At 65.1% G+C, this 23,873-nt stretch carries 20 protein-coding genes and 2 pseudogenes; 12 read left to right on the forward strand and 10 right to left on the reverse strand.

What is annotated here, in order from left to right; genetic code table 11:
- The first annotated feature begins 35 nt into the window (after positions 1-35).
- The 4 genes from BVH01_RS06740 to antC all read left to right on the forward strand — a co-directional run bounded on the left by BVH01_RS06740 (position 36) and on the right by antC (position 4,399).
- On the forward strand, positions 36-1,163 hold the full coding sequence (locus BVH01_RS06740; protein ID WP_075929601.1) for a PQQ-dependent sugar dehydrogenase: 1,128 nt from the start codon (positions 36-38) through the stop codon (positions 1,161-1,163).
- A gap of 308 nt (positions 1,164-1,471) precedes the next feature.
- The gene (gene antA, locus BVH01_RS06745; protein ID WP_075929602.1) at positions 1,472-2,863 is read left to right on the forward strand and encodes an anthranilate 1,2-dioxygenase large subunit; all 1,392 of its coding nucleotides are present in this window, start codon (positions 1,472-1,474) and stop codon (positions 2,861-2,863) included.
- The gene (gene antB, locus BVH01_RS06750) at positions 2,860-3,354 is read left to right on the forward strand and encodes an anthranilate 1,2-dioxygenase small subunit (RefSeq protein WP_075929603.1); all 495 of its coding nucleotides are present in this window, start codon (positions 2,860-2,862) and stop codon (positions 3,352-3,354) included. Before antA ends, antB begins: the two co-directional genes overlap by 4 nt.
- Positions 3,355-3,364: 10 nt before the next feature.
- Positions 3,365-4,399, forward strand: coding sequence for an anthranilate 1,2-dioxygenase electron transfer component AntC (antC, locus tag BVH01_RS06755; RefSeq protein WP_075929604.1), 1,035 nt, complete (start codon positions 3,365-3,367; stop codon positions 4,397-4,399).
- 36 nt (positions 4,400-4,435) lie between these two features.
- On the opposite strand, the gene BVH01_RS06760 is transcribed toward antC, so the two are convergent.
- From BVH01_RS06760 to BVH01_RS06785, 7 genes and pseudogenes are all read right to left on the reverse strand, one after another.
- Positions 4,436-5,488 carry a methyl-accepting chemotaxis protein gene (locus tag BVH01_RS06760; RefSeq protein ID WP_371915587.1) on the reverse strand — a complete coding sequence of 351 codons (1,053 nt, stop codon included), beginning with the start codon at positions 5,486-5,488 and terminating at the stop codon, positions 4,436-4,438.
- Positions 5,489-5,665: 177 nt separating this feature from the next.
- Positions 5,666-5,950 (reverse strand): annotated as a pseudogene (locus BVH01_RS25130) (PAS domain-containing protein); the annotation flags it as partial.
- Between the two features lie 131 nt (positions 5,951-6,081).
- The gene (locus tag BVH01_RS06765) at positions 6,082-7,014 is read right to left on the reverse strand and encodes a transporter (RefSeq protein ID WP_075929606.1); all 933 of its coding nucleotides are present in this window, start codon (positions 7,012-7,014) and stop codon (positions 6,082-6,084) included.
- Between the two features lie 35 nt (positions 7,015-7,049).
- The gene (locus BVH01_RS06770) at positions 7,050-7,571 is read right to left on the reverse strand and encodes a flavin reductase family protein (protein ID WP_075929607.1); all 522 of its coding nucleotides are present in this window, start codon (positions 7,569-7,571) and stop codon (positions 7,050-7,052) included.
- A 13-nt stretch (positions 7,572-7,584) separates the two neighbouring features.
- Positions 7,585-8,823 (reverse strand): styrene monooxygenase/indole monooxygenase family protein, encoded by a 1,239-nt coding sequence (locus BVH01_RS06775; RefSeq protein ID WP_075929608.1) that lies wholly within the window; start codon positions 8,821-8,823, stop codon positions 7,585-7,587.
- A gap of 77 nt (positions 8,824-8,900) precedes the next feature.
- Positions 8,901-9,695: an SDR family oxidoreductase gene (locus tag BVH01_RS06780; protein ID WP_075929609.1), complete on the reverse strand. Its 795-nt coding sequence runs from the start codon at positions 9,693-9,695 to the stop codon at positions 8,901-8,903.
- 3 nt (positions 9,696-9,698) lie between these two features.
- Complete coding sequence (locus BVH01_RS06785) at positions 9,699-10,949, reverse strand: dienelactone hydrolase family protein (RefSeq protein ID WP_075929610.1); 1,251 nt, start codon at positions 10,947-10,949, stop codon at positions 9,699-9,701.
- Between the two features lie 317 nt (positions 10,950-11,266).
- On the opposite strand from BVH01_RS06785, the gene BVH01_RS06790 reads away from it, so the two are divergent.
- Complete coding sequence (locus tag BVH01_RS06790; RefSeq protein ID WP_371915259.1) at positions 11,267-12,283, forward strand: helix-turn-helix domain-containing protein; 1,017 nt, start codon at positions 11,267-11,269, stop codon at positions 12,281-12,283.
- Between the two features lie 46 nt (positions 12,284-12,329).
- Here BVH01_RS06790 and BVH01_RS06795 read toward each other — a convergent pair whose 3' ends face one another.
- The gene (locus BVH01_RS06795; protein ID WP_075929612.1) at positions 12,330-13,631 is read right to left on the reverse strand and encodes an SLC13 family permease; all 1,302 of its coding nucleotides are present in this window, start codon (positions 13,629-13,631) and stop codon (positions 12,330-12,332) included.
- 28 nt (positions 13,632-13,659) lie between these two features.
- Positions 13,660-14,481, reverse strand: coding sequence for an amidohydrolase (locus tag BVH01_RS06800; RefSeq protein WP_075929613.1), 822 nt, complete (start codon positions 14,479-14,481; stop codon positions 13,660-13,662).
- Positions 14,482-14,655: 174 nt separating this feature from the next.
- Between BVH01_RS06800 and BVH01_RS06805 the strand changes: the two genes are divergently transcribed.
- The 4 genes and pseudogenes from BVH01_RS06805 to BVH01_RS25140 all read left to right on the forward strand — a co-directional run bounded on the left by BVH01_RS06805 (position 14,656) and on the right by BVH01_RS25140 (position 19,179).
- On the forward strand, positions 14,656-15,384 hold the full coding sequence (locus BVH01_RS06805; protein WP_075929614.1) for a GntR family transcriptional regulator: 729 nt from the start codon (positions 14,656-14,658) through the stop codon (positions 15,382-15,384).
- Positions 15,385-15,667: 283 nt separating this feature from the next.
- Positions 15,668-17,302 carry a methyl-accepting chemotaxis protein gene (locus BVH01_RS06810; RefSeq protein WP_075929615.1) on the forward strand — a complete coding sequence of 545 codons (1,635 nt, stop codon included), beginning with the start codon at positions 15,668-15,670 and terminating at the stop codon, positions 17,300-17,302.
- 239 nt (positions 17,303-17,541) lie between these two features.
- A pseudogene (locus BVH01_RS25135) lies at positions 17,542-18,054 on the forward strand (MCP four helix bundle domain-containing protein); the annotation flags it as partial.
- Between the two features lie 420 nt (positions 18,055-18,474).
- Positions 18,475-19,179: a methyl-accepting chemotaxis protein gene (locus tag BVH01_RS25140; RefSeq protein WP_371915588.1), complete on the forward strand. Its 705-nt coding sequence runs from the start codon at positions 18,475-18,477 to the stop codon at positions 19,177-19,179.
- A 231-nt stretch (positions 19,180-19,410) separates the two neighbouring features.
- Here the strand turns inward: BVH01_RS25140 and sbcD are convergent, their stop codons facing one another.
- Complete coding sequence (sbcD, locus tag BVH01_RS06820; RefSeq protein ID WP_075929617.1) at positions 19,411-20,628, reverse strand: exonuclease subunit SbcD; 1,218 nt, start codon at positions 20,626-20,628, stop codon at positions 19,411-19,413.
- Between the two features lie 233 nt (positions 20,629-20,861).
- Here sbcD and BVH01_RS06825 point away from each other — a divergent pair, with 233 nt between their 5' ends.
- From BVH01_RS06825 to BVH01_RS06835, 3 genes are read left to right on the forward strand one after another with little or no spacing between them, the layout of a single operon-like run.
- The gene (locus BVH01_RS06825) at positions 20,862-21,653 is read left to right on the forward strand and encodes a methyltransferase domain-containing protein (protein WP_075929618.1); all 792 of its coding nucleotides are present in this window, start codon (positions 20,862-20,864) and stop codon (positions 21,651-21,653) included.
- Positions 21,654-21,656: 3 nt separating this feature from the next.
- Positions 21,657-23,006, forward strand: a complete 1,350-nt coding sequence (locus tag BVH01_RS06830; RefSeq protein ID WP_075929619.1) for an APC family permease — start codon at positions 21,657-21,659, stop codon at positions 23,004-23,006.
- Between the two features lie 52 nt (positions 23,007-23,058).
- On the forward strand, positions 23,059-23,745 hold the full coding sequence (locus BVH01_RS06835; RefSeq protein ID WP_075929620.1) for an HAD family phosphatase: 687 nt from the start codon (positions 23,059-23,061) through the stop codon (positions 23,743-23,745).
- Positions 23,746-23,873: the final 128 nt, after the last annotated feature.

Consider the following 23,873-nt stretch of genomic DNA (forward strand, 5'->3'; position numbering starts at 1 on the left):
TAACGTGTAAGGCCCGCTATCAGGAGAGATTCGCCATGACCCGTCCCGTTCATCTTTTGCTCGGTGGTATCGCACTCGGTCTCGCCAGCCTCGGCGCACAGGCGGCTGACGCCCTGCCCCAGGAGCAATGGCCGTTCACCGCCGAGCCGCGCGCCACGCTGGATGAGCCATGGGCCATGACCTTTCTGCCCGACGGCACGCTGCTGGTGACCGAGAAGCGCGGTGTTCTCAAACATGTCGATCCCAAGACCGGCAAGAGCCACGACATCGCCGGTGTACCGGAAGTCGCCTACGGCGGCCAGGGCGGTTTTGGCGACGTGATCCTGCACCCCGACTTCACCAACAACCAGTACGTCTATATCAGCTACGCCGAAGCCGGTGACGGCGACACCCGCGGCGCAGCGGTGGCCCGCGCCAAGCTGCAGCTCAACGATGACGGCAGCGGCGCACTGACCGAGCTGAGCGTGATCTGGCAGCAAACGCCCAAGGTCAGCGGTGCCGGGCACTACGGCCATCGCCTGGCATTCGGCCCGGATGGCAAGCTGTGGATCACCTCCAGCGAGCGGCAGAAATTCACTCCGGCCCAGGACATGAAGGCCAACCTCGGCAAGCTGGTGCGCCTCAACGATGACGGCAGCCTGCCGGCCGACAATCCCTTCGCCGATCAGGGTGGCGTGGCCGCCCAAGTGTGGTCGCTGGGCCACCGCAACATGCTCGGCCTCGCCTTCGACGCAAACGACAAGCTGTGGGTGCACGAAATGGGCCCGGCCGGTGGCGACGAGCTGAACCTGATCGTACGCGGCGAAAACTATGGTTACCCGGAGGTTTCCAACGGCGATCACTACGGCGGCAAACCGATTCCCGATCACGACACCCGCCCCGAATTCGAGGCCCCGAAGATCACCTGGAACCCGGTCATTTCCCCGGCAGGCTTCGTGATCTACCAGGGCGAGCGCTTTCCCGGCTGGAACGGCGCCGGGCTGATCGGCGGCCTGTCGTCCCAGGCGCTGGTGCGCGTCGCTTTCGACGGCGACGACGCCCGCGAGGCCGAGCGTTACGACATGGGCGCGCGCATCCGCGAAGTGGAGCAAGGCCCGGATGGCAGCATCTGGCTGCTGGAGGATGGCAGCGGTGGCCGGCTGCTGGAATTGCAGCCCAAGTGACACGCCGCTGAACACTGACGCGGGCGGCCTCCACCCAAGAGTGTGAGGCCAGCCCCTGAACCGCGGCCTGGTTACTTTCGAGATCGGCCTGAAATCGCTCCGGCTTTCCCTCTTGCCCCCTTCCACCAGGGCTCGCTCCTGCCGCAGAACCTGGCACCTGCCATCCCCGATGGACATCCGGTGCAACCTCTATCCAATTAGTGCAGGTAATCGCAAGAGCGGATAGTCGCCTCGCAGTAAATGGATAGATAGCTGGTCGCACTGGCGCTTCAATCGAGTCGATCCGGACCACTCGAAAGGAGCCCTAGATGAATAACATAAGAACCGTGACCCAATGGCAGGACTACATTCGTGGCTGCCTCGACTTCCGCCCAGCCGAGGGCGTCTACCGGGTCGCCCGCGACCTGTTCACCGAACCCGGGCTGTTCGAGCTGGAGATGGAGCTGATCTTCGAGAAGGTCTGGATCTATGCCTGCCACGAGAGCGAGATCGCCCAGCCGAACGACTTCATCACCATGCGCGCCGGGCGCCAGCCACTGATCATCACCCGTGACGGTAACGGCGAACTCCACGCGCTGATCAACGCCTGCCAGCACCGCGGCGCCACCCTCACCCGCGTCGGCAAGGGCAACCAGTCCACCTTCACCTGCCCGTTCCATGCCTGGTGCTACAAGAGCGACGGCCGCCTGGTGAAGGTCAAGGCGCCGGGTGAGTACCCGGAAGGCTTCGACAAGGCCACCCGCGGCCTGAAGAAAGCGCGCATCCAGAGTTACAAGGGTTTCGTCTTCGTCAGCCTGGACACCCAGGGTAGCGATTCGCTGGAAGACTACCTTGGCGATGCCAAGGTGTTCTTCGACATGATGGTGGCACAGTCGCCCACCGGCGAACTGGAAGTACTGCCGGGCAAGTCGACCTACACCTACGAGGGCAACTGGAAGCTGCAGAACGAGAACGGCCTGGACGGTTATCACGTCAGCACCGTGCACTACAACTATGTATCCACCGTGCAGCACCGCCAACAAGTCAACGCCGAGAAAGGCGGCGCCAGCAGCACCCTGGACTACAGCAAGCTCGGCGCCGGCGATGCCGAGACCGATGACGGCTGGTTCTCCTTCAACAACGGCCACAGCCTGCTGTTCAGCGACATGCCCAACCCCACGGTGCGCCCCGGCTACGCCAGCGTGATGCCGCGCCTCGTGGAGGAATACGGCCAGGCCCGCGCCGAGTGGATGATGCACCGCCTGCGCAACCTGAACATCTACCCGAGCCTGTTCTTCATGGATCAGATCAGCTCGCAGCTGCGCATCGTGCGCCCTGTGGCCTGGAACAAGACCGAGATCATCAGCCAGTGCATCGGCGTGAAAGGCGAGTCCGCCGCCGACCGTACCAGCCGCATCCGCCAGTTCGAGGATTTCTTCAACGTCTCGGGCATGGGGACGCCGGACGATCTGGTGGAATTCCGCGAGGCCCAGCGCGGTTTCCAGGCACGCCTGGAGCGCTGGAGCGACATATCCCGTGGCCACCACCTGTGGGCCGAAGGGCCGACGCCAAACAGCGAGGCCCTGGGCATCGAGCCGGTGCTCACCGGCACCGAATTCACCCACGAAGGCCTCTACGTCAACCAGCACCGCGCCTGGCAGCTGCGCCTGCTCGATGGCCTGGCGCACAAAGCCCTGCAACCTGCCGAGGTGTCCGCATGAACCCGAACCTGCATTACGCGGTGGAGCAGTTCCTCTACCGCAAAGCCGCGCTCTGCGATGCCCAGGACTGGGACGCCTACATCGCCCTGTTCGACGAGGACAGCCTGTTCCACCTGCCGCAGTGGATCAGCGAGCACGAGTACGTGCAGGACCCGCAGCAAGGCCTGTCGTACATCTACTACGCCGACCGCTCGGGTCTGGAGGACCGCGTGTTCCGCCTGCGCACCGGCAAGTCGGCGGCCTCTACGCCGCTGCCACGCACCCTGCATCAGATCAGCAACCTGCGCCTTCAGCGGCTCGACGACGGCCAGCTCGAAGCGAAGGTTGGCTGGAACACCTTGTACACCCGCCACGGCATTTCCGAGCAGTTCTACGGCCAGGCCATCTACCACCTGCGTGAGCTGGGCGGAGACGACTTCCGCATCAGCCGCAAGCACGTCCTGCTGCTCAACGACACCATCAACTCCGTGCTCGACTTCTACCACCTCTAGGAGGCACGCCATGAGCCATAACGTCGCGCTTAGTTTCGCCGACGGCAAGACACTGTTCATCGGGGTCAAACCCGGTGAGCTGCTGCTCGACGCCGCGTTGCGCCAGGGCATCAGCCTACCGCTGGACTGCCGCGAAGGGGTTTGCGGTACCTGCCAGGGCCGCTGCGAAGCGGGCCGCTACCAGCAGGATTACGTCGACGAGGAAGCCCTCAGTGAGCGTGATCTGGCGCAGCGCAAGATGCTCGCCTGCCAGACCCGCGTGCAGTCGGATGCCACCTTCTACTTCGACCTCGATTCCAGCCTGTGCCACGCCAACTCGCTGGAGCGCGTCGAGGCCGTGGTCACGGCGCTCGAACAGGTGTCGCCGAGTACCGCCATCCTCCACCTCGATGCCATCACCCAGGGCAGCACCCTGCGCTTTCTGCCCGGCCAGTACGCGCGCCTGAAAGTGCCGGGCACCGAGCAATGGCGCGCCTACTCTTTCGCCAACCGGCCCAACGAACAGAACCACCTGCAGTTCCTCATTCGTCTGCTGCCCGACGGGGTGATGAGCAACTTCCTGCGCGAGCGCTGCCAGGTCGGCCAGCACCTGGAGCTGAAATTGCCGATGGGCAGTTTCTACCTGCGCCAGATCGAGCGGCCACTGCTGCTGGTGGCAGGCGGCACGGGGCTGTCGGCGTTCCTCGGTATGCTCGACGAGATGGCCGAGCGCGGCGGCTGCGGCCAACCTGTGCGGCTGTTCTACGGGGTGAATCAGGACGCCGATCTGTGCGAGCGCGAGCGTCTGGAGAACTACCGCGGGCGCATCGCCGACTTCGACTACCTGCCCGTGGTCAGCCAGCCCACGCCGGCCTGGACCGGCCTGCGCGGCTATATTCCCGAGCATTTCGACCGCAGCACGCTGGCGGCGCAGCCCTTCGACATGTACCTGTGCGGCCCGCCGCCGATGGTCGATGCGGTGCGTAGCTGGCTCGACGAGGCGGGGCTGGGCGACGCCCGCCTGTATAGCGAGAAGTTCCTGCAAAGCGCCGCAGCCCGGCGCTGATCGCTCCGGCGCCGTCCCTGGCCGGCGCCACCGCTCTCAACGATCGAAATACCGCGCCAGCTGGATCAGCGCCGCCGCCTGTTCGTGCAGGCTGGTGCCCAGGCGCTCGACCTCACGGGTTCTTTGCGCACTTTGCGCGACATCGGCGACAGCGCCCTGCACCTGCTCGTCGAGCAGACCGATGACCTGCTCCTGCTCCTGCATGGCCACGGCGATCTGCTGGCCGAGGGCATTGACGTCCTGCAGCCGGTCGTCCACATCTGCCAGCCCACGGATCATCTCGCGCAATTGACCGTCGGCGTCCTGGGTCAGCACCTGGCAGCGCACGGCCTGCTCGCCATTGTGCTCGGCCGTCTGTTGCAATCGTTCCAGCAATGGGCGGATCTGCCCCGTCGCCACCTGCGTGCGTGAAGCCAACTGGCGCACCTCGTCGGCGACCACACCGAAACCACGCCCGGCTTCACCAGCCCGGGCCGCCTCGATGGCAGCATTGAGCGCAAGCAGATTGGTCTGTTCGGCTATCTCGCCGATCAGCCGGGTGAAGTCGGTGATGTCCGTGACCGCCGCCCCCACTTGCTGCGCTGCCGTCGCAGCGCCCGCCACCGCCGCGTCGAGCTGACCCAACGCGGCCTGTGCACGGGCGGCGAGGTGCCGGCTGTGTGTCGTCTGCATACTGGCATCCGCGGTGCCCTGGCTGGCGCCCTGCACATTGCTGGTGACCTCCTGGATGGTCGCCGCCAGCTCATGCAGGGCCGTGGCCGCTTGATGATTGCTGTCGCGTTGCAAATCGAGGCGCGCCGCTTCGTGGCGGATCAGGTGAGCGACCTCTGCGGCACGCTGTTCGAGCTGGCCGCCCGCGGCGCCGATACGCATAAGCGCCGTCTGCAGGCGTCGTGCCTCACTGCGCAGGGCCAATGCCACACGCCCGGCCACCGGCTCATCATCGAGAAAACCGGCCAGCCAGGGGTCGTTGCACAGCGCTCGCCCACCTTCCAGCAGGCTCTGCATGCACCGCGCCTGGCGCCGCTGCGAGACCAGCCCCGCACCCAGCACACAGCCCAGGGCCAGGCCCTGTTCGGCCCAGCCCATGGGCAGTAGCGGCGCGCCGGCCAATAGTGCCGCACTGGCTGCCAGCCAGGGCCATGCGCCCCGCAACCAACCATGCAGGGCGCGCCCCGGTGCCTGCCCGCGGCGCACTCGCGCCAGAGCCCGTTCGGTACGCTGCCGCGCCGCTTCGTCCAGTGGTTGGTAGAGCGCGCCATAACCGCTGATGCCCTGCGCGCCATGCACCGGTTTGATGTACAGCTCGAGCCACAGCGCTTGCCCGTCACGGTGGCGGTTGCACAGCGGGCCGAGCCAGATGCGCTGTTGACCAAGGGTGCGCCAGAGGTGGGCGAACAGCGCCGGCGGCATGTCCGCGTGGCGCAGCAGGGCGAAGGGTCGTTGCAACAGTTCGCCGGCCTGGTAACCGTGGTACTCGGCGAAAGCCTGGGTGCAGAAGGTGATCCGCCCCTGGAGGTCGGTGCGGCAAATCAGTGGATGGTCGTCCATCGAGGCTCTCCGGCTCGGGCCACCGGCCAGCCTCGGCACGTCCGAGTCGCGGCCGGTAGCGGGAAATCACAGGCGCCAGCACGGCGCAGCAGAAAAAGACCTGCCGGAGGGGCACCGGCAGGTGGGCAGGGTCAGAAGTGATGGATGTAGCGCACCTGCAGGCGGCTGCCGTCCGGGCGGTTTTCCACGTCCTGCTCGAAGTAGGCGTTGACCACCAGGTGGTCTTCCCTGGAGAAGCTGTACATCGCCCCCGGGCCGATGGCCCAGACCTTCTCACGGCGCCCGGATACCTCGTGGCCGTCGATCTTGGTGTCGCTGATCTGCTTGAGCCAGTAGCCATTTAGGCCCAGACGCAGTTGCGGGGTGACCGCGTACTCGGTGGCGACGTTGGCGTGCAGCGCCTGCCCGGCCTGAATATCGGAGACGTCACCGAAGGCGTAGCTGGGGTCGTCGTTGCGCAAGTTGTACAGGTAGTGCGCGCGCACCGAGGCCGACCACTTGGGGCTGAACCAGTAGGTCGCCGCCCAGTAGGGGTTGAACGATACGGCGTTATTGCCCGGGTTGATGTCGCGCTTGTCGCTGTACTCGCCGGTCGGCAGGTTCACCTGCAGCTCGATGCGGTGTACGAAGCGCGGGCCGTCCGGGCCCATGATCGGGTCGAACTGGATGAACGGTCCGACCAGCAGATCGCCCATGCCGCTTTGCGCCTTGAGGGCCGCGTTGTTCAGGCCGTCGTCGACATCCATCCTGGTGACGATCGGCAGCACCGCGTTGAGGCCCAGGCTGGCGTTGCCCACGCGCAGATCGGACAGGTAACTCAGCTGCGTCACCGCCACCTGATACTCGAGATCGGTCTTCGGCAGTCCGATGCGATCACCGTTGCGATCACGCAGGCGATCGGCACTGTAGTGCTGGAAATACTGCTGCAGGTACCAACCGGACCCGGCCGGTAAGCCACCGTCGAGAAAGCTGGTCAGCCCCAGGTTGACCACGGGGAGGTCATAGGCGTGAGCGCCGCTGGTGGCAATTGCCAAGGCCAGCGGAAGATAGCGGATCTGAGACATGCAAGGCTCCTGTCATTGTCGTATTGGCGGCAGACTCAGAGGGCGATGGCCGGGTGCGCGACGGCGACCCGATACTGCCCGGCATGGAAGACCAGCGGTTCTCCGCCGCTGTGTCGGTAATGCTCGATCTCGCCAAGGAAGATCAGGTGATCGCCGCCCTCGTACTGCGTGCCGTTACGGCACACCAGGGTTGCGATGGCGCCATTCAGCAGTGGCACGCCGGCTGGCCCGTCTTCGCAGTCGATGCCGGCGAACTTGTCCGTCGCCGGGCGGGCGAAATGCCCGGACAGGCCATGCTGGTCACTGCCCAGCACGTTGATGGCGAAGTGGCTGGCGGCAAGGAAGTCCGTCAGGCTCGGCGCGCTACGCGCCAAACTCCAGAGCACCAGGGGCGGCTCGAGCGACACCGAGGAGAAGGAGTTGGCGGTCATACCTACCCGGCGTCCGTCGGCGGTGCGGGTGGTGATCACCGTCACCCCGGTGGCGAACTGGCCGAGCAGATTGCGCAGGCTGCGCGGCTCGACGCCGTCGACTGCGATAAGCGTGGAATCGTTCATGGCGGTCTCCCGATCAGGCGGCACGGTTGATATGGCTTTGGATGAAGTCCTGGCACTGCGCGGCGTCGAACCACCAGGGCGCGAAGCGGCGCGGGTCGTCGAAGGCGTTGGCGATCTGCGCGGCGATGGCCTGCGACTGGCCGGCGGCGCCGAGCAGTTCGAGGATGTGCGGGGGCGGTGGGGTGAGCAGGCTATTGGTCCACTTGACCACCTGGCCGGCGTAGTCCCAGTAGCGCTCGAAGGTTTGCTGCATCCACTCCGGGGTGAAAGCGGCGCTGCCCTGGGCGAGAATGGCGTCGAGGTAGACCTTGCTGCACTTGGCGGCGTTGTTGGAGCCCTGCCCGGTGATCGGGTCGTTGACTACCAGAGCATCGGCCATACCGAACACGGTGCGCCCGGACGGCAGGCGCAGCAGCGGTTTGCGCACCATTGGGGTGAAGCGCCCGGCGAGCACGCCGCCTGCGTCGGTCAGTTCCAGGTTGCGACAGCGCTCGGCTTCCCAGGGGGCGTAGCGCTGGACGATCTCCAGGCTGCGCTCAAGATGCTGCTCAGGCGAGGTGACGTCCTGCCAGCAGTCCATCGGGCCACCGGGTACACCCTCGAAGACCATGATCTCGCACGGCCCATTGAGGGTCAGGGCGGGGAACACGAAGTACTCGCCGATGCCGGGAATGAGGTTGAAGGCCACCCGCGAATAAGGCGACTTGGGCATCATGCCCTTGACGTAGGTCAGTGCCAGGGCGCGTTGCGGTTGCTGGAACACGGTGCGCTCGGTGTCGCGGGCGAACAGGTTGACCACCTCGCCCTTGCCGGCGGCCAGCAGGGTCAGGTCATGACTCTGGGTCAGTTGCTCCAGCTCGGGCAGGCCGACGTCCTGGATGATCAGCTCGCCGCCACGGCGCTCGAACTCGTCCATCCAGGCCGGCATCTTCAGGCGCTGGTCGACGGCCTGGGCATAACGATCCAGGCGCGCGCTCCAGTCGATCAGCTTCTCGCCCGGGCGCTCCGGGTTGGGCACGCACAGGCCGATGCCCTCTACCGCCGGGCATTGCTCCTCCCAGAAATTCAGGCCGAGATCGCGCTCGGTCTGCAGGGCGTTGTTGAACATGCATTGGCTGGACATCACCTTGCCGCCGCGCACCTGTTCGCCGCTGCGGTTGGTGGTGAGGGTAACGTGGTAGCCCTGGGCGAGCAGGCCGATGCCCAGTTGCAGGCCGGCCTGGCCGGCCCCGACGATGGCGATTCTACGCATGGGAGTCCTCCGGGGAGTCGAGTGGCGGGTTGGGGTGAAACCGTTGAAAAGGCGCCAGAAGGGATTGCTCATGAGGCTCACTCCCGTTCGGCGAGACGTGGGATGGCCGGCTGGTTGCGCTCCGGCCCCATCACCGAGTAACCACCGTCCACCGCATAATCGGCACCGGTGACGAAGCTGGCCGCTGGCGAGCAGAGAAAGGCGACCACCTGGGCCACCTCCGCCGGCTCGCCCAGGCGCCCGAGCAGGTGGAAGTCGGCGGCCACGCGGTCGGCATGGGCGCGATCGCCGCCACTGACCTCGGCGATCACCCGCGACCAGGTCCAGCCTGGCGACACCGAATTGACGCGAATGCCCAGCGGCGCCAGATCCATCGCCATGCTGCGCGTCAGTTGCAGCATGGCGGCCTTGGATACCGGGTAGATCCAGCGCCCGGTCTGCGCGCACTGCGCGGAAATCGAGGTGAAATTGACCACTGCGCCACGGCTCGCCTGCAAGTCGGCGCACAGCGCCTGGGTGAGCATCACCGCCGACACCAGGTTGATGTCCAGGGCACGCAGCCAGTCAGCGCGGGTCGAGGCCAGGCCGTCGTCGAGGTAGGTACAGGCCAGGTTGACCAGCAGATCGACCTTGCCGAACTGCCCATGGATGCTGTCGAGGGCCGCCGCCGAGGCAGCATCGTCGGTCAGATCCAGAGCGATGAACAACGCATCGCTGCCCAACTCATCCGCGACGGCGGCGCCCTGCGGGTCGATGTCGAGAATGGCCACGCGGGCACCGGCGGCAAGCAGCGCCTCGGCCACCGCGCGGCCGATCAGGGTGGCGCCGCCGCTGATCACGGCGACCTTGCCGTCGAGACTGTGCAGGTTCATGGCTCAGCCCTCGATCGGCTTGCCGGCGCTGGTCGGCCAGCTCGGCATCAAGGTGTTGGAGGGCAGGCTCTCGTCGAGCAGCTTGTGCGCGGTTTCGGCACCGGCCACCGGCAGGCCCGCGGGATCGAGCAGGCCGATCTGCACCAGCACGCTGGCCTGATCCCAGTAGATGTGCTCGTGGTACAGCTTCGGCCCACGGAACTTGACCACACCGAGCATGGGAATCTCGACGAAGCGGCCGGTAGGCGCGACGCCGGGCAGCAGCCAGTCGATCGCCTGGTCATGGGTGAAGCTCATGACGAATTCGTCGACGATCTGCGAGGCGCCGACAGTGCGCGAAATCGGCGTCAGCACCATGTCCCTGGGGTTGCCGTGAACGAAGTGGTAGCGATAGAAGCGCGCCAGCTCGCGGTAACCCACGCCACCGGTCATGGTGGGAATGTGGTTGACGTAGGGCTCGGGCACCATGGTGGCCATGGTCGCCGGCACGTCGCGGGTGTCGAACTCGTGGCGGATGTGCTCCTCCCACAGGTCCGAGAGGTTGTAGTCCGGGCCGATGGTGCGGCGCAGAGCGGCGATGCTGCGCTCATGGGCGAGTAGCGCGGAAGGCTTGTGGTAATGATGCCCGGCCGGGCGGGCGAAGGCGTGGTCGACACCTGGGTAGACGTAGGCCTCGGTGCCTGGGCGTTGCGCCAGCGCCGCGACGATCGCCTTGCGGGCCGGCTCCGGGCAGAAACCATCCTGCTCGGCGAGGTGCAGCACCAAGCGCCCCTGCAACCCCTCCAACTCATCCAGGGCATTCTCGATGCCGACCCCGTAGTAGCCCACGGCGCAGGCTACCTGCGGCAGGCGACAGCCGGCCAGGTAGGCGAGCTTGCCGCCCAGGCAGTAACCGACCACGCCGAGCCCGGCATCGCTGCACTCGGGGAGGGCTTTGAGCAAGGCCAGGCTGGCGTCGATATCGGCCACACCGTGGTTCTCGTCGTAAGCCTGGTACAGCGCCAGGGCCTTCTCGAAGTCATCAGGGGTGTAGCCCAGCTCGACGCCCGCCTGCTGGCGCCAGTACAGGTCCGGCACCAGCACGGTGTAGCCCTCTTCGGCCAGGTGATCGGCCACGAGGCGCATGGCCTCGTTGACCCCGAAGATCTCCTGGCAGAGCACGACGCCCGGGCCGCGACCGCCAATGGCGGTGGCCATATAAGCCTGGAACACTCCGCCGCCATTGCTGGCAACGCTGACATAGCGACCTTTCATGTGTGTCTCCAACGTCCGGTGATGTTGGAAACGATGGTGAAGCTGCTTGGCGTCGGCGCACTATCCGCCTAGCGCACCGACTGTCCTTGATCCGCGGAAAATTTGCGGCCCTTTCACCAAGCTGTCACAGAGGCCTCTCGTAGCTGGCGCAGGTATTGCTTCGACAGCGGTAGGCACGGCCAAGCGTGCCAATAAGAAACAGCAGAGGTGCCGCAGTATCCGCTCACTGCAGCGACTATCCGGATCGTGCAATGACCCGGTAACGCAATGGCACACACTGCCTTGAAATCGTGCATGCGGGTGAGGTGTTCATGAATATGGAGTTCAATGCGAACGGAGGTACGCGTTTTTTGCGCACCCCTTTGTTCTCGGTACACAACCGACTGTTCCTGCTCAACGACCGCGACAGCATTTGCGAAAAGGTCAGCGGCGTATTCAAGCCCCACGATCTGAGCCTGGTCGGGTCGACACGTGGCATCAGCGCGTCAATGCATCACGTCAGTCTTGGGCGCCTGTCACTGAGTCGCCTGGAGTACGGTTCTGCAGTGCGCATCGACCCCGGCAGCCTGGAAAACTTCTTCCTGATCCAGATCCCGCTCAAGGGCAGCGCCGAAATAAGCTGCGATGGTCACAGCTTTACCTCGTCGCCAGACTGCGCCTCGCTGATTTCCCCGGACACGCCGGTGTCGATGCACTGGGCCGCCGACGCACCGCAGCTAGCGTTACGCTTCGAACGCGAATACGTGGAAAGCCACTGCGCGCAGCATCTTGGCCGGCGCCTGGAAACGCCGCTGCGCTTCATGCCAGCTTTCGATCTGGATAAACCGGGTGCCCGCTATTTCCTGCAATTGCTGTCGACCCTGACCGATGCACTGACCTGTGCCGATCATCCCATCCATCAGCCGATGGTGCTCAAGCAGTTCGAGGCGACCCTGATCAACGCCCTGCTCTACGGGCAGCCGAATACCATGCAACGCATGGTCGATGCGCTCTCCAACGAGCGCCAGGTTTCGCCCTACTTCGTCAAACGCAGCGAGGAGTACATTCTCGATCACGCCCACGAGCCGCTGACCGTCGAGCAACTGGCGGCCCATGTGGGGGTCAGCGTGCGTACGCTGTTTTCCGGTTTTCGCGAGTTCCGCGGTACCAGTCCCATGACGTTCCTGCGCGAAGTACGCATGCAGCGCGTACATGAAGCGCTGCGCCACGAAAAAGGAGAGTCGGTCACTGATATCGCCCTGAAATGGGGCTTCACCCACCTAGGACGGTTTTCGCAGGAGTACCGCAAACGCTACGGCGAGCTGCCATCGGCGACCTTGCGCTATCGGCGCTGATCCTGCGCTGCCCGGGTAGCACCCGGGCAGCGGACCCTCGGATCGGTCAGTAAACGAACGTGAGCAGCACGTTGAACACCAGCGCCGCCACGAAACCGATGGGCGCGGCCTTGAACAGCAACTGTGGGAACAGCGCGGTGCGGCTCTGCTCCGAGGTGCAGGAGCCGAGGATCAGGCTGCCGCCGGAGGCGAACGGCGAGATCGAAGTGGCTTGGGCACCGACCACGATGGCGATGAAGATCACCATCGGCTCGATACCCATGGTCGCGGCGATCGGCGGCACGATGGGGAAAAGCGCCGGCGTCACCACGCCCAGGGTACTCGCGAAAATCGACATGATCGCGGCAATGATGCCGAACACCACCGGCACCAGAACCGGCGGGATGGTGCTGCCGATCCACGAGGCGAGGATGTCGATGGTGCCGGCCTTGATCGCCACCGAGATCAACATGCCCACGCCGCAGATCATGATAAGCGTGCTCCACGGCACCGAGGCCATGGCCTTGCGCTCGTCACCGAGCTTGAGCAGCAGGGCGATCACCGAGAACAAGCTGGCGATCAGGCCGATATCCATCTTCGAATTGACGAAGGTGACGGTAGCGTTGTCCGGCAGGACGATATGAGCGATGGGCGCGGCGAGCACGATGACCATCATCGCCAGGGTCAGCCACAGGGTGATGCGCTGCTCGCGGTTCAGAGGCGCCGGTGGCGTGGCCACAAAGGACGAGTTCTTCATCGACTTGCCGTGCCCGGTGAGGAACACGAAGGCACTGATCACTACCAGCGGAATCACCAGGGTGCTGAGGAAGATGCCGAAGGCATTGATGAAGGCATCGTTCTCGGAGATGCCGGCGCCGGTCATCAGGCCGCGAAAGATGATGCCGCTCTGGCTGGACACGAAGTTGGCACCGGTCAACGCTCCGTAGTTCACCGCCATGCCGCCGAGGATCAGGCTCATGCCGGTGCGCTCGCAGAGCAGCAGGGTGATCGGCGCCATGAATGCCAGCACCGTGTAGTAGCCCGCCCCCATGGCGGCGATCATCCCGGCGGTGGCGAACACCGCGAAAGGCAGCAACTGTGGGAAGGCGCGGCAGGTGTAGATCAGGTGTTCGGCGAGTTTCTCCAGGGTGCCGTTGACCGTGGCGAAGCTGTAGAACAGGCATACCGAGAAGATGATGAAGAAGATCTTCAGCGGCCACATGTTGATGATGTCGGACGGGCTCAGGCCCATGCCGAAGCAGCCGATCAGGTAAGCGAAGGCAATGGCGAACAGGCCGATGTTGATCTTGGTCTTGTAACCGAGGGCCACGGAGATAACGATCGCCGCGACGACGAGCAGGCTCATCATGATGAAGGCTTCCTGTGTATGCGGGCGATCAGCGGGTGAAGCCGAACAGACGGGCGGGGTTGGCTACCAGCACCTGGGCGCGCTCGGCCGGCTCCAACAGCGCCTCGATCAGCGCCAATTGCTCGGCATAGTGTGTCCGATCCTCGAACTGGGTGTTGGGCCAATCGCTGCCCCACAGGAAGCGCTCGAGGCCGCCTGCCGCCTCACGTACCTGCGCCAGCACCCGAGTCGCCTGGGGCAGGTCGGACTGGCTGCGGTAGGCCGCCGACAGCTTCAGCCACACCCTTGAATCGCCGAGCAGCTGCAGAAATGCCCAGTGATTGGGGTTCTGCTCATCGATGCCGTGGTTCGGCAGACCGAAATGATCGATCACTACTTCCACGCCGGTGGCGACGATGGCCGGCACGATCTGCGCCAGGTCATCGATACCACGCTGGATTTCCACCTGCCAGCCACGACCGGCCAGGCGCTCGAACAAGGCGCTCCACGCCGGGCCGGTGTAATCCTGCAGCGCCTTGCCGATCAGGTTCAGGCGAATGCCTACCACGCCGGCTGCCGCGAGCGCGTCCAGCTGCGCGTCGTCGATGTCGGCATCGACCACTGCCACGCCGCGCAGGCGCTCGGGGAAACGGCGCAGCGCCTCGACCATGAAGCTGTTGTCGGTGCCCAGAAAGCTCGGCTGGATCAGCACGCCATGGGACAAACCATGGTGGTCCAGATGGCCAAGGTACTGCTCCACCAATGCATCGTAAGCGGGGCTGTAGCGACGGTTGGCAACCATCGGCAGATCCTGGCGAAAGATATGCGCGTGGGTGTCGATGCCGGTGATGGCAGGGCGGGAAGTGCTCATTGAGGCGTTACCTGATCGATTGTTATGGAGACCGGCATCGGCGCCAGTCGTTGTTATCACGACATGCAGTCATATATATGAATAGTTGACCATATATTCGCTTCAGCCATTCTGTCAATCGATCAGGCGGTGGTAGAGTGGCGCCAGCCTGTTGCAACCGGACACGAAGACGCGATGACTCTCGGATACGACGAACGCCTGCCGCTGTACCAACGGCTGCGCGAAGAGATGCTGGCCAAGATCGCCGCTGGCGAGTGGTCACCCGGCGCACCGATTCCCACCGAAGCGGAGCTCACCAAGCTCTACGGCGTGGCCATAGGCACGGTACGCAAGGCGGTGGACACCCTGGTCAACGAGGGGCTGCTGCTGCGCAGTCAAGGTCGCGGTACCTTCGTGCGCCGACCGAATTTCGATGCGTCACTGGCGCGCTTCTTTCGCCAGGTGAACGCCAGCGGTGGTCGGGAAATCCCTTCCAGCCGGATTCTTTCCAAGGCCCTGCAAAAGCCGTCCAGGGAGATCGCCAAGGCACTCGCCCTGAAAAGCGGTGAGCAGGTGCTGCGTATGGAACGCCTGCGGGTGATCGAAGAGCGCACGCTGTTCCACGAGGAAATCTGGCTGCCCGCGTCGCGCTTCATCGTGCTGCTGGATATCGACTCGGCCACCTTCGGTGACCTGCTCTACCCCTTTTACGAGAAGCAGTGCGGCCAGTGCATCGCCTCGGCCCGCGAGACCCTGACCGTTGGCAGCGCCGATGCCGAGATGGCCGGCACCCTGGCCATCGGCGAGGGTGACCCCATCGTGGTGATCGAACGTACGGCCCTGGGCTACGACCGCAGCCCGCTGGAATACCGTCTGTCGCGCGCTGCGGCGGCCAACTTCCGCTACCAGATCGATATCTGCTGACGTGGTCGCCACGCTCCACCGCGTGGCCAAATCTGCCCTATCCCCTCAATTCGTTGCGTGCTTCACGGCGCTCGGCCGGGTTACTTTCGTGCGCCCTCTCAACGGACGTCCGATGACCTGAAGGCCCCGTTGCAGGGGCGTTTGGCTATTCCGATGTTAAAAAACATCAAGCCCGCATATTTTCGATTTACGCCGCACTATCGAAGTGCTATCAGGTGCGTAAAGATTGCTGCTGATTTGCATCGGCAGCCATAACAAGAACAACACTGTCAGGAATGCCCCCATGAACAGCTTGCGTCGCTTGCCGATCAATCGTCGTCTCTGGCTCATCATCGCGATGCCGGTGCTGATGCTGGTACTGCTCGGCGCCTATATGCTCAACCAGATCAGCGTTGGCCTCTACGCCGGCAAGGCCGAGAAGACCCAGCACGTGGTGCAGACGGCCGTGGGCCTGCTCAAGTACTACCAGGGCCTGGAGGCCAACGGCACGCTGAGCCGCGAGCAGGCACAGAAGCAGGCGATCGAGGTGATCCGCGGCCTGCGCTACGGCGGCCAGGAGTACTTCTGGATCAACGATCAGACGCCGACCATGATCATGCATCCGACCAACGCCAAACTCGAGGGACAGAACCTGTCCGCCCTCAAGGATCCGGACGGCAAGGCGCTGTTCAACGAGATGGTCGCCATCGCCAAGCGCCAGGGCGCCGGCCCGGTCGATTATCGCTGGCCCAAACCAGGCGCCAGCGAGCCAGTACCGAAGATTTCCTACGTCGAGCTGTTCCAGCCCTGGGGCTGGATCATCGGCTCGGGCGTTTACGTCGACGACGTGCAGGCCGAGTTCAAATCCCAGGCAATGAAGGCCCTGGCCATCGGCGTGCCGGCCACCCTGCTGCTGATCGTTCTGGTGGTGATGATTTCGCGCAGCATCGCCACGCCGCTGCAGCAGGCCGTCGCGGCCATGGCCGACATCGCCAGCGGCCAGGGTGATCTGACCCACAAACTCGATGACCAGGGTCGTGATGAGCTCGCTGCTCTGGCCGGACACTTCAATGCCTTCACCGGCAAGATGCGCCAGGTGATTCGCCAGTTGCTCGATTCCGCCTCCTCGCTCGACCAGGCCGCGCATTCGCTCGGCGACATTTCCAGCGCCGCTCAGCAGCACAGTCAACAGCAGGCCCAGCAGATGGAGCTGGTCGCCACCGCGGTCAACGAAGTCACCTACGGCGTGCAGGACGTGGCCAAGAACGCCGAGCACGCCTCCAGCGAAGTGCACACCGCCGAAGAGCAGGCGCGCCAGGGCCAGCACAATATCGACGCCAGCCTCAAGCAGATCGACCAGCTGTCAGGCACCATCGACAAGGCCGTGGCGGTGATCGAGTCGCTGGCCAGCGAAAGCACGCAGATCGGCGGGGTGCTGGAAGTGATTCGCTCGATTGCCGAGCAGACCAACCTGCTGGCGCTCAACGCCGCCATCGAGGCCGCCCGGGCCGGTGAACAGGGCCGCGGCTTCGCCGTGGTCGCCGACGAGGTGCGCCTGCTGGCCCAGCGCACGCAGAAATCCACGGCCGAGATTCAGGGCATGATCGAGCGCCTGCAGACCAACTCGCAGGCGGCGGTGAAAGCCATCGGCGACAGCAGCCACGCTTCACGCCTGACCGTCGAACAAGCCAGCCAGGCCGGCGAAAGCCTGGCGCAGATCGCCCAGTCGCTGCGCAACCTGACCGGCCTCAACGCCTCGATCGCCAGCGCCACGCTGCAGCAATCCCACGTGGTCGACGACATCAACCAGAACGTCACCGAGACCGCCGCTCTGGCCCACAGCACCGCCGAGTCGGCCGATCAATCGAGCGCTGCCAGCCAGCACCTCAAGCAACTGGCCGAGCAACTCGGTCGCCTGCTGGGGCAGTTCCGCGTCTGAGCCCTGCCCTGCTGCGAACGCACTTCGCATGCGTTCGCAGCGGAATCGGCGCCCGTTACATGGGCGTACGCAAAACGCCAAACGGCGGGCCATAGCGGCAAGCTATAGCATCAATTAGCCATCACAAAACGCTTGCTTTCCGCTGTGCAAACATTAGCCTCAGCGTTCCCTGGCCATCCCCTCCTGCGAGCCCAACGAGCGCTGGAGCAAACCGGCTCTTCTGCTCATAGGTACCCAAGATGTCGCAACCGCTAACGATCGCCCAGCGTCTGGCCATGGGTTTCGGGTTGGTGTTGTCGCTGATGATTCTGGTCGCCTTGGTCGGCATCCAGCGCGTGCAGGTGATCGATAGCAGCCTCAGTAAAGTCAACGACGGCGCCAGCCTCAAACAGCGCTATGCGATCAACTTCCGCGGCAGCGTGCACGACCGTGCCATCGCCATCCGAGACCTGGTCCTGGCCCGCGAGCCCGCCGCGCTGAACGAGCAACTGCAGAACATCGAGCGCCTCGACGCCTTCTACCAGCAATCGGCTGCGCCGCTGGACAAGCTGCTCGCTGCCAGCACCGCGAGCGCCGAGGAACAGCGCCAGCTCAGCCAGATCAAGGCCATCGAAAACACCGCCCGCCAACTGACCCGGCAACTGATCAGCCAGCGCCAGAGTGGCGATATCGAGGGCGCGCAGACGCTGCTGTCACGGGACGTGGCGGGCGCCTATACCGAATGGCTCAAGCGCATCAACGCCTTCATCGACCTGCAGGAAAAGGACATCATCACCAGCCTGGATGGCGTGCGTGAAACCGCGGGCAGCTTCGGCCTGCTGATCGTGACCGTCACCAGCGTGGCGATCCTGCTCAGCGTGGTCGTCTCCCTGCTGATCATCCGCCGCCTGCGCTCGACGCTGGGCGCCGAGCCTCACCAGGTGGCCGAGGTCATCCAGCGCCTGGCCGGCGGCGCCCTCGATCAGCGCATCGAGACGCGTTACCCGAACAGCGTGATGGGCGCCGTCAAGGACATGAGCGCGCGCCTCGGCGATACCATCGCCCAGGTGCGCAGCGCCGCCGACGAGCTGAACCTGGCGTCCGATCAGTTGCGCACCACATCGGCCAGCAACAACCGCCAGTTGCAGGCGCAGTCCGAAGAGGCCGAGCAGATGGCCGCGGCCATCAACCAGATGGCCGCGACGGTCAACGAAGTGGCCGGTTATGCCGGCACCGCTGCCTCGGCCACCCGCAACGCCGATGGCGAAGTGGAAACCGGCAGCCAGTTGGTGACTCAGGGCGGCCAGGCGATTCAGGAACTGGCCAAGGTGCTCGACGCGGCTGCCGGGCAGGTCGAGCAACTGGCCCGCGACAGCAGCAACATCGAGACCATCATCGCGGTGATCACCGCGATCGCCGACCAGACCAACCTGCTGGCGCTCAATGCCGCCATCGAAGCGGCGCGGGCGGGCGAGCATGGCCGCGGCTTTGCCGTGGTGGCCGATGAAGTACGTTCGCTGGCCAGCCGCACGCAGACCTCGACCCGGGAAATCAGCGGCATGATCGAACAGCTGCAGGCCGGTGCCAGCGGTGCCGCACAGATCATGCAGACGAGTAGCCAGATGGCCCGCAAGACGGTCGAGCAGACCGCCGAGACCGAACAGGCCCTAGGCCGCATTCGCCAGGAAGTCGGGGCGATCAAGGACATGAACGCGCAGATCGCCAGCGCCGCTCAGCAGCAGAGCCTGGTGGCAGAAGACGTCAACCAGAACATTAGCCGCATTCACGCCAGCACGGTAGAAACCACCGCCGGCTCCACCCAGGTTTTCGCGGCCAGCGAGGAATTGTCGTCCCTGGCCCGCCGGCTTATCGAGCGGGTGAGTTTCTTCAAGGCCTGAAAGCCTGCTCATGACCTCTATGAGCATGAGGCGGCAGCTACAAGGAAGAAGCGGCCACTAAAACCAACCTGTGGGAGCCCCGACCTCGGGGCCAAACGATTGCAGCCTGACTGCCTATTTCGGCAGTGCCTGAGCGAATCGCCGCGAGGTCGCGGCTCCTACAGTGGATCGGATAACGGCCGCTTCAGCCCCTTGGCTGCCAAAATCGACGAACCTGGGCTGGAGTCTGAATCAGGCCGGCTCGTCGCGCAGCTCAGCCAACACTTGGCTGTACAGCCCGTACAGGCGCTGCGCCTGCTCGGGCTCCAGGGTTTCGCTGGCCAAGCGCTGGTCGAACACCTGCTCAGGCGTCAGTTCGTCCAGCATGCCCTGCTCGCCCTGCAGGCTGGCGACCGCCGCACCACGGGCACGGCGGATGCGCAGTACCTCCACCGGCAGACCCTCGCACAGCGCGGCGATGCGCACTTGCAAATCGCTCAGGTAGTCGTCCGTCTCGACCTGAACTTCCAGCCACACCGGGCGTTCTTCGCTACCCTCGCGCGCCGCCTCGGCCAGCGCCGCCGGCAGCGTTTTCAGCGAGCCGCGCACCGACTGCAGAGCCTGGAAGCGCGGCACTGGCAAGGCGCGCACCTCACGCAAACCACTGGCATCGAGGTCGACCAGCAGCACTTCCTTCTGCTGGCGGGCTTCGTCGAAGCTCAGCGGGATCGGCGAGCCGCTGTAGCGGATGTGCTCAAGGCCGCCGACCTTCTGCGGCCGGTGGATATGCCCCAGGGCGATGTAGTCGACAGCCGGAAAGGACGAAGTCGGAAAGGCCTCCAGCGCGCCGACGTAGATCTCGCGCACCGACTCGCTGGCGCTGGCGCCCACGGTGGTCAGGTGCCCGGTGGCGATGATCGGCAGCGCCGCACCGAGTTCGCTGCGGCGCGCCAGGGCCAGCTCGTACAGCGCCTGGTAATGGCCGTGAATGGCTTGCTGCAGCGACAGTTGCTTGTCCGCCGCGCTCTGCCCCGCTTCGCTGCGCAGCACATCGCGCGGGCGGATGAACGGGATGGCGCAGAGCAGCGCCGCCGGCGCGCCATCGGCGCCATCGAGCACCAGCAGTTGTTCGTGCAGGTGGGCGCCAACGCCGGGAATGACCCGAGTGCCGAGCTGCGCCAGCAAAGTGCGGCTCTCGCCGAGCATCGCCACCGAATCATGGTTACCGCCGAGCACTACCAGCTGGCAGCAGGTTTCGCGTAGCGCCACCACGAAGTGGTTGTACTGCTCACGGGCGTAGCTGGGCGGCGAGCCGGTATCGAAGATATCCCCGGCGACCAGCACCGCCTGTATCTCATGGGCGCGCACCTGCTCGATCAGCCAGGCGCAGAAGGCCTGGTGTTCGGCTTGGCGCGTCTTGCCCATGAAGTGCTGGCCCAAGTGCCAGTCGGAGGTGTGCAGAAGGCGCATGCCGGGCCGCTCCCGTGGCTGAAAATTGCGGCCACCATGCCTTTTCGGCGCTGCCAAGGCAATGGTTTCACATGAGGTAACACAACCGACAAGCTCGTGTTCGCTGGGCTGCGTGGCGATTACCGGGTGATCTGCCGGTCAGCCCCGCTCCATGGGTCGAACCCTGGCGCGAAGGCCCCGGTCGGAAAATCGTTCCCCCTTCCCTTGCCGACTTAGCTGAGAGGTATCCGCCGATGACCACCGCAGCCGTTCGCCCCTTTTCCCTGTGCGCCTCTGCACTGGCCCTGTTCGGCCTGCTGCAATCCGCCGCCCAGGCCCAGACCATCGCCCTCGATGTGCCCTACGTGCCGACACCGGAACCGGTGGTGGCACGCATGCTGGAAATGGCCGATGTCGGCCCCGACGACTATGTAGTGGACCTGGGCTCCGGCGATGGGCGCATCGCCATCTCGGCGGTCAAGGACCGTGGCGCCAAGGCCGCTTACGGAATCGATCTGAACCCGCAGCGCATCGAGGAAGCCGAGGCCAACGCCCAGCAGGCCGGTGTCGCCGACAAAGTGGTGTTCGAGCAGGGCGACCTGTTCAAGAAGGACATCGCCGACGCCGACGTGCTGACCATGTACCTGCTGAACACCGTGAACATGCGCCTGCGCCCGGTCATCCTCGACACCCTGGAGCCCGGCACCCGCGTGGTGTCCCACGCCTTCAGCATGGAGGACTGGGAGCCCGATCGCAGCGATATCGTCGAAGGTGCGCGCATCTACCTGTGGGTCGTGCCAGCCAAGATCGCCGGCAGTTGGCAGATCGAAACCGAGGGCGAGCGTTTCACCGTCGACCTCGAACAGCGCTTCCAGGAAATCAGCGGCATCACCCAGCATCAGGAACGCCTGCGCGGGCGCCTGAACGGCACCGAGCTGCGCTTCGAGGTCGACGGCAAGCTGTACGTCGGCCAGGTCGAGGGTGATCGCATCGAACCGATTTCCGCCGAAGGCGCGATGACCGGTTGGAGCGCGCGACGGAGCTGAGCCATGAGCGCACATGCAGCGGCACGACAATCCGGCCTGTCGGTGATCGACGGCGTCGCCATGCTGGTCGGCGTGGTGATCGGCGTCGGCATCTTCGGCTTTCCGCCCCTGGTGGCCCAGCATGCCGACAACGCCTTCCTGTACATCGGCCTGTGGCTGGCCGGCGGCCTGGTGATGCTGGTCGGCGCGCTGTGTTATGCCGAACTGGGCGCCGGTTACCCGGATCGCGGTGGTGAATACCACTACCTGCACCTGGCCTGGGGCCGGCAGATCAGCCTGCTGTTCGCCTGGGCCAGGGGCACGGTGATCCAGACCGGGGCAATCGCGGTGGTCGCCTTCATCTACGGTGACTACGCCCAGCGCCTGCTGCCGCTCGGTGAATACGGCAGCGCCTGGCACGCCACCATCGTGGTGCTGGCGCTGACCGCTCTGAATATCCTCGGCACCCACGAGTCCAAACGCCTGCAGGTGCTGTTCACCGGCATCACCCTGCTGGCGCTGGTCACGGTGATTCTCGCGGGCCTGCTGCTGGCCGAACCGGTGGCCGACGTGGCGCCAGCCGCCGCCGATGCCGGCGGCAACCTGGCCGGTATGCTCGGCATGGGCATGGTGTTCGTGCTGCTCACCTACGGCGGCTGGAACGAGGCCGCGTACCTGTCCGGCGAATTGCGCAACCCAGGCCGCAACATGAGCCGCGTGTTGCTGATCGGCACCCTGGTGGTGACCGGCGTCTACCTGCTGGCCAACCTGGTGTTCCTCAACATCTTCAGCCTCGACGGCCTGCGCCAGTCCAGCGCCATCGGCGCCGACCTGATGACCATCGTCGCCGGCCCCTGGGGCGGTGTGCTGCTCAGCGTGCTGATCTGCATCACGGCGATCAGCACCCTGAACGCCACCATCCTTACCGGCTCGCGGGTCTACTACGCCCTGGGTCGCGACGTGCCACAGCTGTCGATGCTCGGCGCCTGGAACGACCGCGCTGCCACGCCAGTACGGGCGCTGCTGGTGCAATGCCTGATCACCCTGCCGTTGCTGTTGTTCGGCGCCCTGAGCGAAAACGGCGTGCAGAGCATGGTCGCCTACACCGCGCCAGTGTTCTGGCTGTTCATGTGCCTCACCGCCCTGTCCCTGTTGCGCCTGCGTCGCCTGAATCCGAGTCGCGCCCGACCGTTCAGCGTGCCGCTCTACCCGCTGCTGCCGCTGCTGTTCGCCGCCAGCTGCCTGGGGCTATTTTGGTCGAGCACCCTGTATGCCGGGGCTGGCGCCCTGCTGGGCCTGGCGATTCTGGCCGCCGGGTTGCCCTTGTTGCTGCTGCAACGGCCCGCCGAGACGGTGGCGAGCGGTTCGAACTGAACGGGTTTCTGTGTTACACAGGCCCTCCCCGCCTTACAGGAGACTGCCTGCCATGCCGCCGAAACCGCCCATCGAACTGCTGATCTGCGACTGCGATGGCGTACTGATCGACAGCGAGATCATCGCCGAACACCACCTGCACTCGGCGCTGGCCGAGCACTATCCGGCCCATGAGCTGGACGTGGTGCTGGCCGGCACCTTCGGCCTGCAGACCCGCGACATCATGGCCCGGGCCGAGGCGCATTTCGGCAAGCCGCTGCCCGAGGGGTTTCTGGAGAAGAACCGGGCCATCACCAAGGCGCTGATCCGCGAGCAGGTAAAGCCGATCCCTGGCGTGCGCGACGCATTGATGCAGATCGATCTGCCGCTCGCTGTGGCCTCCAACAGCCACGCCGATGCCGTGGCCTTCGCCCTGCAGCGCTGCGAGCTGGTCGAGCGCGTCAACGTCGGGGCCTTCAGTGCCGACCAGGTAGAAAGACCAAAACCGGCGCCGGATCTCTACCTGCTGGCCGCCGAACGCGCGGGCGTCGACCCCAGCCGCTGCCTGGTGGTCGAGGACAGCGCCACCGGCGCCACCGCGGCGCTGACCGCCGGCATGCAGGTGATTGGCTTTCTCGGCGCCAGCCACATTCCGCCCGAGCATGGCGAGACCCTGCGCCAGCTGGGCGTTCATCACTTGATCGGGCGCATGAGCGAGTTGCCGGCGCTGGTGGAGCGCTTGCGTCACGGCAGCGACTAGAAGCGGATTCTAGAACCTGCTCATGATCTTTCAGCCCAGGTTCTTGGATTTTGGCAGCCAAGTGTCGGGAGCGGCCGTTATCCGATCCGTTGTGTGAGCCGCGCATGTCCCTCCACCCCCGACAGGTT

This window comes from Pseudomonas sp. PA1(2017) (genome assembly GCF_001945375.1).
Lineage (GTDB): Bacteria > Pseudomonadota > Gammaproteobacteria > Pseudomonadales > Pseudomonadaceae > Aquipseudomonas.